This window comes from Streptomyces sp. NPDC047042, from assembly GCF_040644035.1.
GTDB lineage: Bacteria > Actinomycetota > Actinomycetes > Streptomycetales > Streptomycetaceae > Streptomyces.
Genome location: NZ_JBEYVP010000009.1, coordinates 271272 through 287354 on the forward strand (window position 1 = coordinate 271272; position 16083 = coordinate 287354).

A 16083-nucleotide genomic window follows, 5' to 3' on the forward strand; every position below is an offset into this window, starting at 1 on the left:
CACCGGCTGTGTCGCGTTCCGGACACGGTGCTACGGCGAGGTGGACGGGTGCGGGGAGCGGAGCACGAGCAGGGTGATCTCGCTGGGGGCGAAGACACGGAACGGCGGGCCCCAGAATCCGGTGCCCCGGCTGGTGTAGAGGAGGGTGCGGGTGCCGTGACGGCTGAGGCCGGCGAGGGCGGGCTGGTCGAGGCGGACCAGGTGGTGGAAGGGCCAGATCTGGCCGCCGTGGGTGTGACCGGAGAGCTGGAGGTCGATGCCGGCTGCCGCCGCCCGGTCGACGAACTTGGGCTGGTGTGCCAGGAGCAGGACGGGGAGGTCGGCGTCGGCGCCGTCCAGGGCTCCGGCGAGGTGGGCGCGATGGCCTGCCAGGCCGGAGGATTCGGCGGTGACGTCGTCCACGCCGGCGACCACGAGGGTGTCGCCGCCGCGTTCGAGGAGCAGATGACGGTTGCGCAGCGGCTCCCAGCCCAGCTCGTCCATCAGGTCGACCCAGCCCTGGGCCTCGCTGTAGTACTCGTGGTTGCCGGTGACGTAAACCCGGGCATGGGTGGCTCGCACGGTACCGAGGGGGACGGCCTGGGCGCGGCGGCGTTCGGCGGTGCCGTCCGCGATGTCGCCGGTGTGGCACACCAGGTCGGCCTCCAGGGAGTTCACCGTCTCGCACACCCGCGCCGACCAGCGGGCGCGGTCGAGCGGGCCGTAGTGGGTGTCGGTGATGAGGACGACCCGGGTGCCGTCCAATCCGGCGCCCAGGCGCGGGAGTTGTACGTCGAGCCGGCGCACCCGTGGCACGCGGCGGGCTTCGGCGTACCCCCAGGTGAGGAGTACGGCGGTGGTGCCGAGGACGGCCCAGGTGACGATCCGGGCCCGGTCCTGATCCTCACCGACGCCGGCCACGGTCAGCGCGAGCCGCAACAGGACACCGAGCAGAACCGACCAGGTGAACAGGACCCAGCTGCTGCCCAGCAGGGTGTCACCGATGATCGCGGCCCAGTCCTGCTGACGCCGGCCGTGGCCGCGCGCCATCGCGAGCGGCATGGCTGTGAAGCCGAGGAGGAACAGGGCGGTGCCCGCCAGGGTGACGGGCAGCGGCCAGTGCTGGCCGGTGTGCAGGAGCACCCAGCAGGGCACGGCCCACAGCAGGACGGGGGCGATCAGGGGGAGGTAGCGCATCAGGCGGAGCAGTCGGCTCTGCCGCGGAGCCCGCGCCTCGCTGTCGGCGGGTCGGGTGTCACTGGTGTCGGTCACGCTTCCCCTCTCGTACCGGGCTGCCGTGTCGCGCACTGTATCCGGTACCCTCCGGCCGGTCCGAAAGCGGCTCCGCGCGGTCGCACGGTGTGATTTGGACGAGCGCTTCCCTTGCGCTGCATGAACGTTGGACGGCCCCTAACCGCTCCCCAGTGAGGGTGGAATCACCAACTCCACCTGGGATGTAAGGGGCAGACTCATGGGTAACGCTGTGCGACCGCAGCGCAGGGCCGTTCTCACCGGAGGACTCGCGGCGGCCACCGCGGCCGTGCTCACCGGCTGTTCGTCGAAGACGAACGGCTCCGACGCGGCGAACGCGGCGCACGCCGCCGCGGCTTCGCCCAGCCCCTCCGCGAACGCCGCGCCCCGGCCCGACTCCGCCCGGACGGCATACGCGAGACTGCTGGAGGGCAACAAGCGCTGGGTGAGCGGGCAGTTGCAGCACCCCGACCAGGACCCCGCCCGGCGCGCGGCCGTCGCCCCCGAGCAGAAGCCGTACGGCGTGATCGTCTCCTGCATCGACTCCCGCGTACCGCCGGAGCTGGTCTTCGACACCGGCATAGGCGACCTGTTCGTGATACGCACCGGCGGGCAGGTCGTGCAGCCGGTGGTCGTCGGCTCCATCGAGTACGGGCCCGTCACCGCGGGGTCCCCGCTCATCGTCGTACTCGGGCACCAGAACTGCGGCGCGATCAAGGCGGCGTACAAGGCGCTCAAGGACGGGACGGAACTGCCGGGCAACCTGCAGTCGATCGTGGAAGCCCTGCGCCCGGCCTACAAGCAGATAGCCAAGGTCAAGCACGCCGACCCCGTCGACGCGATGATCCGTGCCCACGCCAATCTGACCGCCGCCGACCTGCGGTCCAACGCCTCGCTCGCGCCCCTGGTGAAGAAGGGCGACCTGACCGTGGTCAGCGCCTACTACTCGCTCGACACGGGCCGCGTGGAGACCCTCACCGGAGCACCTGCCGCCTGACCCGCGGCTCTGTCCTGACCTGGTCCGACAGTTCCCGCCGTCCCGAAGGAAGGCGGGAACCGTCGCGTGCCCCGCCTCTACAGCGGGGCGGGTGAGGAAGCCCCCGGGATCAGCAGGCGTGGGCTGCCCGTGCCGTCGGCGGGCACGGTCCACAGGTCGCTGCTGCCGACCTTGCCGTCGGCGGGGAGGGCGTAGGCGACGGTGTCGTTGTCGAGCCAGGTGGCCTGGTCGTCGACGCTGTGGCGTTCGGCGAGCGCCGTCTCCTTCAGGGTGCCGAGGTCGAGGACGTACTCGTGCCAGAGGGCGGTACGGGACAGGACCCGCTTCTTGAAGGCGACGCGCGTCCCGTCCGGGGAGAGCGAGGGGCACTCCACGTTCTCGGTCAGGGTGGTGACCTTGCGCTCGGAAAGCGAACCGCGGACCAGGTACGTCTTGTTGCCGGTGTTGAGGGTGGCGTAGAAGGTGTCGTCGTCGGTGGCGAAGGTGACGCCCCAGAAGTTGATGTCCGAGGCGCGGTAGGACCTGCCGTCCAGGACGACGGAGAACGTCTCCAGGCTGGGCGTCAGCTTCATCGTGCGGGTGTCCAGGATCGACGTCCGGGTGGAGAAGAACGCGGACGCGTAGGACTCGCCGGAGACGAAGACGGTCCAGGCGACGAAGCGGCCACTGGGTGAGACCCGGGCCCGGCTGGGGGTGCCCGCCAGCGGATAGGTGCGCACGGTGCGGAGGTTCGCGTCCAGGAGCAGGGCGCGGTTGCTCTGCTTGAGCACACCGGGGACGGACTGGAGGCAGACGCCCGTGCCGGCCGCCGCGTAGAACCGGGCGCACTTCAGGTCGGACGCGGTCCGGCCCGCCCCGGGGTCGGTGGACGGGACCGAGGCGACCGCGGTGCGGTGCGGCCCCGAGGCCGCGTTGACGAAGGCCAGGCGGCTCTTCTGGTCGAGCGTCAGCTTGCCCGTGCTGACGGCGGGGCCGCCCGGCTGGGACCGGTTCGCCCGGTCCGCGCGGTCGGCGGCGTTCAGGACCACGCCGGTTGCCACGCCCGCGAGGATCAGCACCCCGGTGACGAGTATGAGCAGGCGGCTGCGCAGCGATGTCATGTGGATTCCTGGGACTTCGTGACGGTGGTCGTGGTCATCGGGTTTCGCCCGCCGGCCGCAGCACCACGCCCGCGACGACCGCGCAGCACAGCAGACCGATCGCCGACCCGGCCAGCGCCGGACCGTCGCCCCACACGGTCCAGGCGGCGCCGAAGGCCAGCGAGCAGCAGAACCGGGCCAGTGCCTGGCTGGTCCCGACGATGGCGAGGCCGCTGGCGCGCAGTTGCTCGGGCACGATGTCGGCCAGGGCGGCGGGAAGCACGCCGTCGGTGGCCGCGTAGAACAGGCCGTGCAGGGCGAGCACGAGGAAGGGCAGGGCGGGGGTGGCCGGGGCCCACAGCAGGAGGGCGTAGCCGGTCAGCAGACTGACGTGCCCGGCGAGGAACACCGTGCGCCGCCCGATCCGGTCGGCCAGCGCGCCGAGGGGCACGGCCAGCAGCAGGAACACCGCGGCGGTGCCCAGCGGCAGCAACGGGAACCACTCGTCGCCGATGCCGGCGCGCCTCTGCAGGAGCAGATAGACGAAGGCGTCGCTGACCGTCGTCAGGCCGAGCAGCGCGGCGCAGCCGGCGAGCGCCCGCAGCCGTGGCAGCCGCAACAGCGCCAGCGCTTCACGTACGTTCACGGGCGGCTTGCCCGCGACCGTATCCGCATCCGCATCCGCATCCGCATCCGCGTCGGCCGACCGGGCGTCTCGCCGCCTGCCGGGGACGAACAGCACCAGCACGAGCACACCGAGGACCGCGACGCACGCGCTGACGCCGAACACGGCGTCGTAGCCGTCGGTCGCCGCGCGCAGGATGAAGAAGGCGGCCAGCGGGCCGAGCATCGCGCCGGTGGTGTCCATCGCCCGGTGCACGCCGAAGGCGCGGCCCTGTTTCTCGGACGGGGTGGACAGCGAGATCATCGCGTCGCGCGGGGCGGTGCGCAGGCCCTTGCCGGTGCGGTCCAGGGCGAGCACGGTGCCGAGTGCGCCGACGCTGCTCACGAGCAGGAGCAGCGGCTTGCACAGCGCGGACAGGCCGTACCCGAGCCCGGCCATCAGCTTGTGGTTGCGCACCCGGTCGGCGAGATGACCGCCGGTGAGCTGGACCAGCGCGCTGACGCCGTTGTAGACGCCGTCGAGGGTGCCGAAGACCAGCGGGGTGAAACCGAGCGTGGAGACGAGGTAGAGCGGCAGAACGGCGGTGACCATCTCCGAGGAGATGTCGGTTATCAGGCTGACCGAGCCCAGCACGAGCACGACCGGGGCGACCCGGTGCCCCGGTCCGCGTCTTCGGCCCTGTTCGGTGTCCGCCTGCGCGGGGGCGGAACGGTCGGTGAGATACATGATCGAGTTGAACTCCAGGTGCGGTGCGATCAGTTCTGCCGGCTGCTCTCGTCCCGTAGCCAGGTGCCGAAGTCCTGGGCCCGGATCGCCTTGGCGGACCTCCGCCGGGCGGCGACCGCTGCCGCGAGGAAGACTACGACACTGACGACGAGCTTCGGATCCCTGCGGACCAGGGCTTTCAGATCCGCCGTGCTCGTACGCGCCGAGGCCTCCTGCGGCGCCTGGTGCTGTTCGACCTGGGCCGTCGAGACCGCGGCCCGCACCCGCCGTTTCATCAAGTCCGGCCAGGTACGCGGCGGGTGGACCACGACACTGGCCCCGTCGACCACGAGCCGCTCGTGCGCGGCGAACGCCAGGGACGCCGCCAGGTCGTCCGCCATCAGCGGCGGGAGCGCGGCGATCCGGGCGTGCCCGGCCTTGGAGACCGCGATGACACCCCGGCCGAAGAGACCGGCGCGCACGGCGGGGAGCTGCTGCCACACCCGGTAGTAGGCGCGCACCCGCCAGGCACAGCCCGCCAGCGGGATCCGCCGCTCGGGGGCGGTGGCGAGAATGTCCGAACTATCGTCGTCCAGGGGCTCGGTGAGGGCCCGGACGTCTGCGCCCGTGATCACGACGTCGGCGTCCACGTAGACGCGCGGGAAGCCGCGCGCGTGGTCGTCTCCCGCCCGCAGCGCGGCGTGCTTCGAGGGCGTGGGTATGTCGACCACTCGGACGCGCGGTCCGCGGGCCGCCGCGACACGGGCGGTGTCGTCGGTGCAACCGTTGCACACGACCACGATGTCGGTGTCGTCCTCGGCCGGGCCGGCCAGCAGCGAATCGAGGAGTCTGCCGATGACTTGCCCCTCGTTGTGGGCCGGAATCACGATGCTCGTCACGTGGGCAGTATGCCGTCAGTGTCACTAATGCGATGTGTGTTTCGTTCAACCGTTCCCGTCGCTGCGTTTCGTGGTCTAGATTGAGTGCCGCCGGACCGGTTTGGGTGGGGAACTTGTCCTTGACTACATGTCACGGTGCGGCATTTTGCACGGATTTGAACTTGTACGAAAATACATGCTGGGGGGCGTGAGGCGGTTGGGGAACCGCTGCAGCTCCCTTGCTTTCCAGTGTCGCTGTGTGGAGGGCACTTCGATCGGGGGGTAGCCGCGCATGTGGTGGGGGGAGCATGGCCATTGAGGTCACGCATGAGCAACTGGTCGTGGGACGCAGAAGGCCGGAAGCTCGCCGAAGACATTGGGATCAGAAGTATCGATTCGCCCTACTGGTCGCGGACGGTTTCGCAGCCGTTGTCGCGGCCTTCTTGATCCACGCGGCCTACGGCCGCTGGGCGGTGGCCCTGGTGCTGCCCCCGGCCTGGATCCTGGCCATGCTCGTCCATCGCTCCTACGACCGCACCGCCCTCGGGCTGGGAACCGAGGAGTACCGAAGGGTGCTCCGCGGCGCGCTCGCGCTGCCGGCGCTGGCCGCCGGTGTGCACTACCTCCTCGCGCACGACGAGGGGCTCCTCCACGACATGGTCATGGCCACGGTGCCCGCTGTCGTGATCGCCCTGCCGGGCCGCTACGCGCTCCGCCGCCGCCTCCACCGAAGATGGGCACGCGGCCGTGACCGCAGCGCGACACTCCTGGTCGGGCCCGCTCACGCGATCGTGGAGCTGGTCACCGTACTGCGGCGCGGCGGCGCACAGGAACTGCACGTCGCCGGCGTGTGCCTGAGCGACCCGAAGAACCGGGCGGAGATCCACAAGTTGGGGCTCCCCGTCCTCGGCGGCGTGGGCGACATGGACGACGTGGTCCGGGTCATGGGCATCGGCACCGTGATCGTCCTGCCGTTCCCCGACTCCGACGCCTCCGTCCTGCGCCGGATGTCCTGGACGGCCGCCGTACAGGGAGTCGACTTCCTGCTGGCCCCCGTACTCACCGACGTGTCGGCGTCCCGGCTGGCGGTGCGCCCCACCAACGGGGTGCCGCTGGTGCGTATTCAGGCGCCCAATCTCACCCGGTTCTCCCGGCTGCCCAAGGAGATCCTGGACCGGTCGCTCGCGGCGGTGCTCCTGGCGCTCCTCGCGCTGCCCCTGCTGCTGATCGCCCTGATCGTCCGGCTGGACAGCAAGGGGCCGACGCTGTTCAGGCAGCAGCGGGTGGGCCGCTACGGCGACCACTTCACCATGTTCAAGTTCCGTACCATGCGGCCGGATTCGGAGTCCCTGCGGGCCGAACTGGAGCACCTCAACGAGAACAGCGACGGCCTGCTGTTCAAGGTGAAGGAAGACCCCCGGATCACCCGGGTCGGCTCGGTGCTGCGCCGTACGTCGATCGACGAACTGCCCCAGCTGATCAACGTGCTCAGCGGGCACATGTCGCTCGTCGGACCCCGCCCGCCGCTGCCGGAGGAGGTCGAGGAGTACCCGGCGGAGGTCAAGCGCCGACTGCTCGTCAAGCCCGGCCTCACCGGCCTGTGGCAGGTCAGCGGCCGCTCGGACCTGCCCTGGGACGAGGCGGTCCGGCTCGATCTCGGATACGTGGACAACTGGTCGATGGGACTCGACCTGGAGATTCTGGCGCGCACCGGGTCCGCCGTGGTGCGCGGAACGGGGGCCTACTGATGGACCGAGGGAAGAGGAACCAAGTGACGCAGACAGGCGAGCCGTTGGGGGTCGCGGTCGTCGGGGCGGGCTACTGGGGTCCCAATCTCGTCCGCAACTTCCAGGCCAGCGAGCAGTTCCGGCTGCGCTGGCTGTGCGACCTCGACGTGGACCGCGCCCAGCGGGTCCTCGGCGGTTACTCGACCGTCCAGGCCACCGCGGACTACGCGGCCGTGCTCGCCGACCCGTCGGTGCACGCCGTCGCCGTCGCCACACCCGCCGGCACCCACCTCGACATCGCCCTGGCCGCCCTGCGCGCCGGAAAGCACGTCCTCGTGGAGAAGCCGCTCGCGGCCACCTACGCCGACGGGATGCGCCTGGTCACCGAGGCGGAGGAGCGCGGGCTCACCCTGATGTGCGACCACACCTACTGCTACACACCCGCCGTGGGCCGCATCCGCGAGCTGGTCCGCTCCGGGGAACTCGGCGACATCCACTTCGTGGACTCGGTGCGGATCAACCTGGGGCTGGTCCAGAAGGACATCGACGTCATGTGGGACCTCGCCCCGCACGACCTGTCGATCCTGGACTTCATCCTCCCCGACAACGTCGAGCCGGTCGCCGTCGCCGCCCACGGGGCCGACCCGATCGGCGCCGGACAGGCCTGCGTGGCCTATCTGACGCTCCAGCTCAACACCGGGGCCATCGCCCACGTGCACGTCAACTGGCTGTCGCCCACCAAGGTCCGCACCACCATGGTCGGCGGCGCCAAACGCACCCTGATCTGGGACGACCTCAACCCCGCCCAGCGCGTGGCGATCTTCGACCGGGGCGTGGACCTGTCCGCGCCCCAGGAGATCGGCGCCGACGAGCGCCGCGACATGCTCGTCTCGTACCGCTCCGGAGACATGGTCGCGCCCGCCATCGGCGAGAAGGAAGCGCTGCGCAGCATGGTCGACGAGTTCGGCGACGCGATCAGACAGCGCCGGGCACCCCTGACCGACGGCCGGGCGGGCCTGCGGGTGCTGGACATTCTCGAGGCGGCCTCCCGGAGCCTGGAGTTCAAGGGCGCGGTCGTCGGCCTGCGTGCCGGACGTTGACGTACCCATTCACTGAGAGGGCAGGGCAGTTGAGCAGCGTACGAGGCAAGAAGATCCTGGTCACCGGGGGAGCGGGCACCATCGGCTCCAACCTGGTCGACCTCCTCGCCGAGGGCGGCGCGCGCGAGATCGTGGTGCTGGACAACTTCGTCCGGGGACGCCGCGCCAACCTCGCCAAGGCCCTGCCCAGCGGGGTCGTGGAGATCGTCGAGGGTGACATCCGGGACGCCGCCACCGTACGGAAGGTCACCGAGGGCGCCGAGCTGGTGTTCCATCTCGCCGCGATCCGCATCACCCAGTGCGCGCAGGAACCCCGGCTGGCCAACGAGGTCATGGTCGACGGCACGTTCAACGTCCTGGAGGCCGCCGCCGAGGCCGGAGTGGGCAAGGTGATCGCCTCGTCCTCGGCGTCCGTCTACGGCATGGCCGAGACCTTCCCGACGACCGAGCGCCACCACGCGTACAACAACGACACGTTCTACGGCGCGGCCAAGGCCTTCAACGAGGGCATGCTGCGCAGCTTCCACGCCATGTACGGCCTGGACTACGTGGCGCTGCGCTACTTCAACGTCTACGGGCCCCGGATGGACATCCACGGCCTCTACACCGAGGTGCTCATCCGCTGGATGGAGCGCATCGAGGCGGGCGAGCCGCCGCTGATCCTCGGCGACGGCACACAGACCATGGACTTCGTCGACGTACGGGACATCGCCAGAGCGAACGTGCTGGCCGCCGAGTCGGACGTCACCGACGAAGTGTTCAACGTCGCGAGCGGCACGGAGACCTCGCTGCGCGAACTCGCCGACGGCCTGCTCGAGGCCATGGGTGCCTCCGGTTTGGAGCCGGAGCACGGGCCCGCCCGCGCGGTGAACGGCGTGGTCCGGCGGCTCGCGGACACCAGCCAGGCCGCCGAGCGGCTCGGCTTCACCGCTCGGATCGACCTGCGGACGGGGCTCCGGGACCTGGTCGAGTGGTGGCGTGCCGAGCGCGCCGCCGACGCCGCCGCAGAGGAGGCGGCCAAGTGAGCACCGACCGCATCCCGGTGATGATCCCCTGGCTCGGGGAGGAGGAGGCCAAGGCCGCCTCCGACGCGGTGCTGTCCGGGTGGGTCGCCCAGGGCCCCCGGGTCGCCGCCTTCGAGAAGGCGTTCGCCGAGCGGGTGGGCGCCGAGCACGGCATCGCCGTCAGCTCCTGCACCACCGCCCTGCACCTCGCACTCGTCGCGCTCGGACTCGGCCCCGGCGACGAGGTCGTGGTGCCGTCGCTGTCCTTCATCGCCACCGCCAACGCGGTGCGTTACGTCGGTGCCGAGCCGGTGTTCGCCGACGTCGACCCCGCCACCGGCAACCTGACCGCGGCCACCGTGGACGCGGTCCGCACCCCGCGCACCAAGGCCGTCCTCGCCGTCCACCAGGGCGGCGTCCCGGCCGATGTGCACAGTCTGCGCGCCGCCTGCGCCGACTGGGACCTGCCCCTCGTCGAGGACGCGGCCTGCGCCATCGGCTCGACCGTCGGCGGCAAGCCCGTCGGACAGGGCGCGCTGATCGCCGCCTGGTCCTTCCACCCCCGCAAGCTCGTCACCACCGGCGAGGGCGGCATGATCACCACCGACGACGCCGAATGGGCCGCGCGGCTGCGCCGGTTGCGCGAGCACGGCATGAACGCCTCGGCGGCCGAACGGCATTCGAGCAGCAAGCCGGTCCTGGAGAGCTACCTCGAGGTCGGCTACAACTACCGGATGACGGACGTCCAGGCCGCGATCGGCCTGGTCCAGCTCGGCAAGCTCGACGCGATGATCGCCCGCCGCCGCGAACTGGCGTCCCGCTACGACGCGTTGCTGCGGGACGTCCCCGGACTCACCCCCGTACGCGACCCCGAGCATGGGCAGAGCAACTTCCAGTCGTACTGGGTGCTGCTGGCCGAGGACTTCCCGGTCGGCCGGGACGACCTGCTCGCCGCGCTCGCCGAGGCCGGCGTCTCCGCCCGGCGCGGAATCATGGCCTCGCACCTCGAACCCGCCTACGCGGGCCACCCGAGCGCCCCGCTGCCCGTCACCGAGCGGATCAGCCGCGACTCGCTGATCCTGCCCCTGTTCCACACGCTCACCGAGGCACAGCAGGACCGCGTCGTCGCGGCATTGCGCGAACAGGCCCGTGGATGAGCGGACTTCTGATCATCGGCGCGGGCGGCTTCGCCCGGGAGACCGCACAGGCCGTACGGGACGCGGGTGACATCGAGCTGCTCGGGCACCTCGACGACAACGCCGGCCTGCACGGTACCGAGGTCGACGGCGTGCCCGTACTCGGCGGCTGCGACCTGGTCCACGAGCTGCCCGAGGCGCGCGTCGTGATCTGTGTGGGCAACCCCCGGGACTACGCGGCCCGCGCCCGGCTGGTGCGCCGGCTGGCCCTGCCCGCGGACCGCTACGCCACCGTGATCCACCCGACGGCGTCGGTGTCGGCGACCTCGGAGGTCGGTCCGGGCTCGGTGCTGCTCGCGCACTGCGTCCTGACCGCCGCCGTGCGGGTGGGCGCGCAGGTCGCGGTGATGCCGCACGTCGTCCTCACCCATGACGACGTGGTCGAGGACTTCGCCACGATCGCCTCCGGTGTCCGGCTCGGCGGGGGAGCGCGGCTGGAGCGGGGCGCCTATGTGGGCTCCGGTGCCCTGGTCAGGGAGGGCACGGTGGTCGGCGCCTGGTCGCTGATCGGGATGGGAAGCGCCGTGCTCGAAGATGTACCGCCGGGCGAGGTCTGGGTGGGGAGCCCGGCCCGACGGCTGCGCGAGGCGGCGGCGCCCGCGCTCGACGAACTGTTGACACAGCAACTGTTGACACAGCAACTGGGGGGACCAGTCGCATGAACCAGATTCCGTTGGTGGACCTCAAGGCGGCCCATCAGGAGGTCGCCGACGAGGTGCGCGCCGGATTCGAACGAGTCCTGGCCAACACCGCTTTCATCGGCGGCGACGAGGTGAAGGCGTTCGAGCGCGAGTACGCCGAATTCGGCGGCGTCGCGCACTGCGTGGGCGTCGCCAACGGCACCGACGCCGTCGAACTCGCCCTGCGCGCGAGCGGGGTCGGGCCCGGTGACGAGGTCGTCATACCCGCCAACACCTTCATCGCCACCGCGGGCGCCGTGGCCCGGATCGGCGCACGGCCCGTCCTCGCGGACTGCCTGCCCGACACCTACCTCCTCGACCCCGAGGCCGCCTTGGACGCGGTCGGCCCCGCCACCCGGGCGGTCGTACCGGTGCATCTGTACGGACAGATGGCCGAAGTGACGAAGCTGGCCGCCCAACTCCCCGACCACGTAAGGGTCGTCGAGGACGCCGCCCAGTGCCAGGGCGCCACCCGCGACGGCCGGACCCCCGGCAGCGGCGGCATCGCGGCGACCAGCTTCTACCCGGGCAAGAACCTCGGCGCCTACGGCGACGCGGGCGCCGTGCTCACCGACGACGACGAGTCGGCCGAACTGATCCGCGCGATAGCCAACCACGGCGGCGTCGCCAAGTACCGCCACGACGTGCCCGGATTCAACAGCCGGCTGGACGGCCTGCAGGCCGTCGTCCTGCGGGCGAAACTGGCGCGGCTGGCGGACGGCAACGCGGCCAGGCGGGCGGCGGCGGCCCGCTACGACGAACTGCTCGCCGAACTCGCGTCCGCCGGACGGGTCGTGCTCCCGACGACGGACGCCGACAACGCCCACGTGTGGCACCTCTACGTCGTACAGGTCGCCGGCGCGGACCGTGACGACATCGTCGGCAAGCTCAACGCCGAAGGCATCGGCGCGGGCGTGCACTACCCCGCCCCCGTCCACCTCACCGAGGCATACCGGCATCTCGGCCACGCACCCGGCGACTTCCCCCACGCCGAGAAGGCGGCGGACCGGATCCTGTCCCTGCCGCTCTTCCCCCAAATAAGCCCCGATCAGCAGCAGCGCGTCGTGGAGACGCTCGCCAGGGCGCTCCACAGCTGATCGGCCCCCACATTCACGAATCACGCTCCACCCCCGACATTCAGGGTCGGGCCCTGCACAGCACCGCTGAGAGGTACACATGAACAGATGGAGCAGACGGATCCGGGGCGGGCGCCTCGCCGTCGTAGCAGCATTGATATGGGCGGTGCTCCCGCAGGCCCTGCCCGCACAGGCGGCCTCCGATCCGTGCGGAGCCGGCTCGAACCCGGTCGTCTGCGAGAACTCCAAGCCGGGCAGCCCCATGTCCGACTGGTATTCGCCCAACTCCTACGGTGACATCAAGGGCTTCACCACCAAGGAGAGCGTCCAGGCGGGCGACACCGTCCAGTTCAAGATCCAGTCGCCGGTCCCGTACCACGTGGAGATCTACCGCCTGGGCTGGTACGGCGGCGACGGCGCGCGCATGGTGTCGACCGCGGCCCAGGCGGCGGTGACCTACCCGGCCAACTACAACAACAACCCCGCCAGTTGCACCACCAGGAGCAGCACCGGCCTGGTCGACTGCGGCAACTGGCCCGTCACGGTGAACTGGACGGTGCCCAGCGACGCCGTGTCCGGCCTGTACATCGCCAACCTGACGCAGAACGACGGCGACGGCCTGATGCCGTACCCCTTCGTCGTGCGCAAGGACTCCAGCACCTCCGACATCGTCGTGCAGACCAGCGACCAGACCTGGCAGGCCTACAACGACTACGGCGGCCAGGACCTCTACGGCGGCGGCGGCCCCGCGCCGGACGGCCGCGCCTACGAGGTCAGCTACAACCGGCCGCTGGACATCGGCGGCGACAACGGCATCTACGGCTCCGAGTTCATGATGCTGTCCTGGCTGGAGCGCAACGGCTACGACGTCAGCTACCTGTCCGGCGTGGACGTGTCGACCAACGGCGCGACCCTGCTGCCGAAGCACAAGGTGTACCTGTCCTCCGGCCATGACGAGTACTGGACGCAGAGCCAGTACTCCAACGTCCTGGCGGCCAGGAAGGCCGGCGTACGGCAGGCCTTCTTCAGCGGCAACGAGGTCTTCTGGAAGACCCGCCTCGCCGCGAGCAACGACGGCACCAACACCGCGAACCGGACCCTGGTCTGCTACAAGATGACCAAGATGGTGCAGGGCAACGGCATCGCCGACCCCAGCGGCACCTGGACCGGCACCTGGATGGACCCGACCAGCACCCAGTACGGCCAGGCCTACCAGCCGCCGAACATCCTCACCGGCTCCATGTTCACGGTCAACGGCTACCGGGCCGACGCGATCACGGTCCCCGGCTCGTACGGCAAGAACCGGATCTGGCGCAACACCTCCATCGCCAACCTCACGCCGAGCCAGACCGCCACCTTCCCGACCGGCACCCTCGGCTACGAGTGGGACAGCGACCTCGTCAACAGCACCAGGCCCGCCGGAGCGATCGCCGTGTCGTCCACGACAGTGGACATCAACGACGGCAAGTACCGCCTCGACTGGGGCAACATGTACGGCAACGGCACGGCGACGCACAATCTCGTCGAGTTCCGTGACCAGGACTCCGGGGCCCTGGTCTTCGGCGCGGGCACCGTGCAGTGGTCGTGGGGCCTCACCAACCTCCCCACGTACGACCCCGAGGACGTGGTGGTCACCGAGGACGCCCGGATGCAGCAGGCGACGGTGAACATCTTCGCCGACATGGGCGTCCAGCCGCTGACCCTGCAGAGCAACCTCACGGCCGCGACGGCCACCACCGACACCACCGGCCCGGCCATCACCGTGACGAGCCCGGCCTCCGGAGTCACCGTCCCGGCACTGAAGCCGGTCACCATCACGGGTACCGCCGGAGACTCCGGCGGCGGCGTGGTGGCCCGAGTGGAGGTTTCCACCGACGGCGGAACCACCTGGAACGCGGCCACCGGACTGACGTCCTGGACCTACAGCTGGACGCCGACCGCCCCGGGCGCCGCGTCCATCAAGGTCCGCGCGGTCGACGACAGCGTCAACATCGGCGCCGTCACCACCCGCCCGGTGACCGTCGGCCCGCAGGCCTGCCCCTGCACCATCTGGCCCGCCACGGCCGTGCCCGGCACCATCAACGCGGGTGACGGCGGCCCGCTGGAGCTCGGCGTCAAGATCCGCACCACGGTGGCCGGTTCCATCACCGGCGTCCGCTTCTACAAGTCACCCGCCAACACCGGCACCCACACCGGCAGCCTGTGGAGCGCCTCCGGCACCCGCCTGGCCACCGGCACCTTCACCAACGAGACGGCCTCCGGCTGGCAGCAGCTGAACTTCGCCACCCCGGTGACCGTCAAGGCCAACACCACCTACGTCGCCTCGTACTTCGCCCCCAACGGCGGCTACTCCTACGACGGCGGCTACTTCTCGAACAGCGCCGCCGGACTGGCCCCGCTCACCGCGCTCCAGTCCGGCACCGACGGCGGCAACGGCGTCTACCGCTACAGCTCGACCAGCGCCTTCCCGTCCTCGGCGTCCTCGGGCAGCAACTACTGGGTCGACGTGGTGCTGGACACCTCGACGGCCAGTACGACCCCGCCCGCCGTCACCTCGACGTCCCCGACCTCGGGGGCGACCAGCGCGGCCATCACCGCACCGGTGTCGGCCGTCTTCGACCACGCCATCGACGCCGACACACTCACGTTCACCCTGAAGGACCCGAACGGCAACACCGTGCCGGGCGCCGTCACGGTCCCCGCGTCGAACAAGGCGACCTTCACTCCGTCGACGGAGCTGGAACTGCACACCACGTACACCGCGTCCGTCCAGGCCGAGGACCTGTGGGGCAACGCCATGACGGCGCCGGTGACCTGGTCGTTCACCACCAGTTCCACACCGCCCGCGGTCACCTGCCCCTGCACCCTGTGGAACAGCAGCACGGTGCCGGCCAGGACAGCGGTCACCGACGACCCCAACTCCCTCGAACTGGGCACCAGGTTCCAGTCCTCGGCGAGCGGCTGGGTCACCGGTGTCACCTTCTACAAGGGCGCCACCAACACCGGCACCCACACGGGCAGCCTCTGGGCCGCCGACGGCACGCTCCTCGCCTCCGGCACCTTCACCGCCGAGTCCGCCACCGGCTGGCAGACGATGACGTTCGCGAACCCGGTGGCGATCGCCGCCGACACCTCGTACGTCGTCTCCTACCACGCGCCGAACGGCAACTACGCGGTGGACGGCGGCTACTTCGCCTCGGCCCACAAGTCCTACCCGCTGACCGCGACCGCCGACATCAGCACGGCCCACAACGGGCTGTACCGGTACGGCAGTGACGTGGCCTTCCCCAACGGCTCCTACGGATCCGCGAACTACTGGGTCGGCCCCGTCTTCACCGCCGACAACCCGTCCGCGCAGCTGGCGACGTCGACCACCTCCTCGGAGGCGTCCACCTCGACGCTGGCGCGCACCGCCGACGCGGCGCACGCCCTGGTCACCACGGTGCCCAGCACGGCCAAGCTGTCGACGGTGAAGGCCTCGGTGACCATCCTGCCGGGCGCGAAGGCAGCGGCCGCCGGGAAGCTCAAGGTCAAGGCGGTCCTCTCCTACAACCGGGCCACCCACAAGGTGTCCGTCCATCTGTCCGCCCCGCTGCCGGACGGCACGCGGTTCAAGATCACGGTCATAGCCAAGGACAAGCAGCGCCACACGGTGGCGTCGCGGGTCTGGAGCCTGACCAGCAAGACCGTCCGCAAGAAGAACTGACCGATCACAACCCACCGGCGGGGGGGGGGGGCGCCCCCCCCCCGCGCGCCGGCCCGCCCGGGGCGAGGCACGCACCAAAG

General features: G+C 70.7%; 12 protein-coding genes. 8 read left to right on the plus strand and 4 right to left on the minus strand.

The window, feature by feature from the left end:
* Positions 1–30: 30 nt before the first annotated feature.
* Complete coding sequence (locus ABZ855_RS13090) at positions 31–1251, minus strand: metallophosphoesterase (RefSeq protein ID WP_360805504.1); 1221 nt, start codon at positions 1249–1251, stop codon at positions 31–33.
* A gap of 199 nt (positions 1252–1450) precedes the next feature.
* Between ABZ855_RS13090 and ABZ855_RS13095 the strand changes: the two genes are divergently transcribed.
* On the plus strand, positions 1451–2227 hold the full coding sequence (locus ABZ855_RS13095; RefSeq protein WP_360805507.1) for a carbonic anhydrase: 777 nt from the start codon (positions 1451–1453) through the stop codon (positions 2225–2227).
* A gap of 77 nt (positions 2228–2304) precedes the next feature.
* Here ABZ855_RS13095 and ABZ855_RS13100 read toward each other — a convergent pair whose 3' ends face one another.
* Genes ABZ855_RS13100 through ABZ855_RS13110 form a run of 3 tightly spaced genes read right to left on the minus strand, consistent with a single transcriptional unit; the run spans position 2305 to position 5535 of the window.
* Entirely contained in the window at positions 2305–3327 is a 1023-nt protein-coding gene (locus ABZ855_RS13100; RefSeq protein WP_360805510.1) for a TolB-like translocation protein, read from the minus strand.
* A 34-nt stretch (positions 3328–3361) separates the two neighbouring features.
* A complete protein-coding gene (locus tag ABZ855_RS13105) occupies positions 3362–4657 on the minus strand; it encodes an MFS transporter (protein WP_360805513.1) in 1296 nt (431 codons plus the stop codon).
* A gap of 29 nt (positions 4658–4686) precedes the next feature.
* Entirely contained in the window at positions 4687–5535 is an 849-nt protein-coding gene (locus ABZ855_RS13110) for a glycosyltransferase family 2 protein (protein WP_360805516.1), read from the minus strand.
* Between the two features lie 422 nt (positions 5536–5957).
* Here ABZ855_RS13110 and ABZ855_RS13115 point away from each other — a divergent pair, with 422 nt between their 5' ends.
* The 7 genes from ABZ855_RS13115 to ABZ855_RS13145 all read left to right on the plus strand — a co-directional run bounded on the left by ABZ855_RS13115 (position 5958) and on the right by ABZ855_RS13145 (position 16003).
* Positions 5958–7262 (plus strand): sugar transferase, encoded by a 1305-nt coding sequence (locus tag ABZ855_RS13115; RefSeq protein ID WP_360805519.1) that lies wholly within the window; start codon positions 5958–5960, stop codon positions 7260–7262.
* Between the two features lie 23 nt (positions 7263–7285).
* Positions 7286–8341, plus strand: coding sequence for a Gfo/Idh/MocA family oxidoreductase (locus ABZ855_RS13120; protein WP_360805522.1), 1056 nt, complete (start codon positions 7286–7288; stop codon positions 8339–8341).
* Positions 8342–8370: 29 nt separating this feature from the next.
* Positions 8371–9366: an NAD-dependent epimerase/dehydratase family protein gene (locus ABZ855_RS13125; RefSeq protein ID WP_360805525.1), complete on the plus strand. Its 996-nt coding sequence runs from the start codon at positions 8371–8373 to the stop codon at positions 9364–9366.
* Complete coding sequence (locus ABZ855_RS13130; protein ID WP_360805528.1) at positions 9363–10502, plus strand: DegT/DnrJ/EryC1/StrS family aminotransferase; 1140 nt, start codon at positions 9363–9365, stop codon at positions 10500–10502. Before ABZ855_RS13125 ends, ABZ855_RS13130 begins: the two co-directional genes overlap by 4 nt.
* Positions 10499–11203, plus strand: a complete 705-nt coding sequence (locus tag ABZ855_RS13135) for an acetyltransferase (protein ID WP_360805531.1) — start codon at positions 10499–10501, stop codon at positions 11201–11203. The genes ABZ855_RS13130 and ABZ855_RS13135 overlap by 4 nt, the downstream gene beginning before the upstream one ends.
* Positions 11200–12318, plus strand: coding sequence for a DegT/DnrJ/EryC1/StrS family aminotransferase (locus ABZ855_RS13140; RefSeq protein WP_360805534.1), 1119 nt, complete (start codon positions 11200–11202; stop codon positions 12316–12318). Before ABZ855_RS13135 ends, ABZ855_RS13140 begins: the two co-directional genes overlap by 4 nt.
* A 79-nt stretch (positions 12319–12397) precedes the next feature.
* The gene (locus ABZ855_RS13145; protein ID WP_360805537.1) at positions 12398–16003 is read left to right on the plus strand and encodes a DUF4082 domain-containing protein; all 3606 of its coding nucleotides are present in this window, start codon (positions 12398–12400) and stop codon (positions 16001–16003) included.
* Positions 16004–16083: the final 80 nt, after the last annotated feature.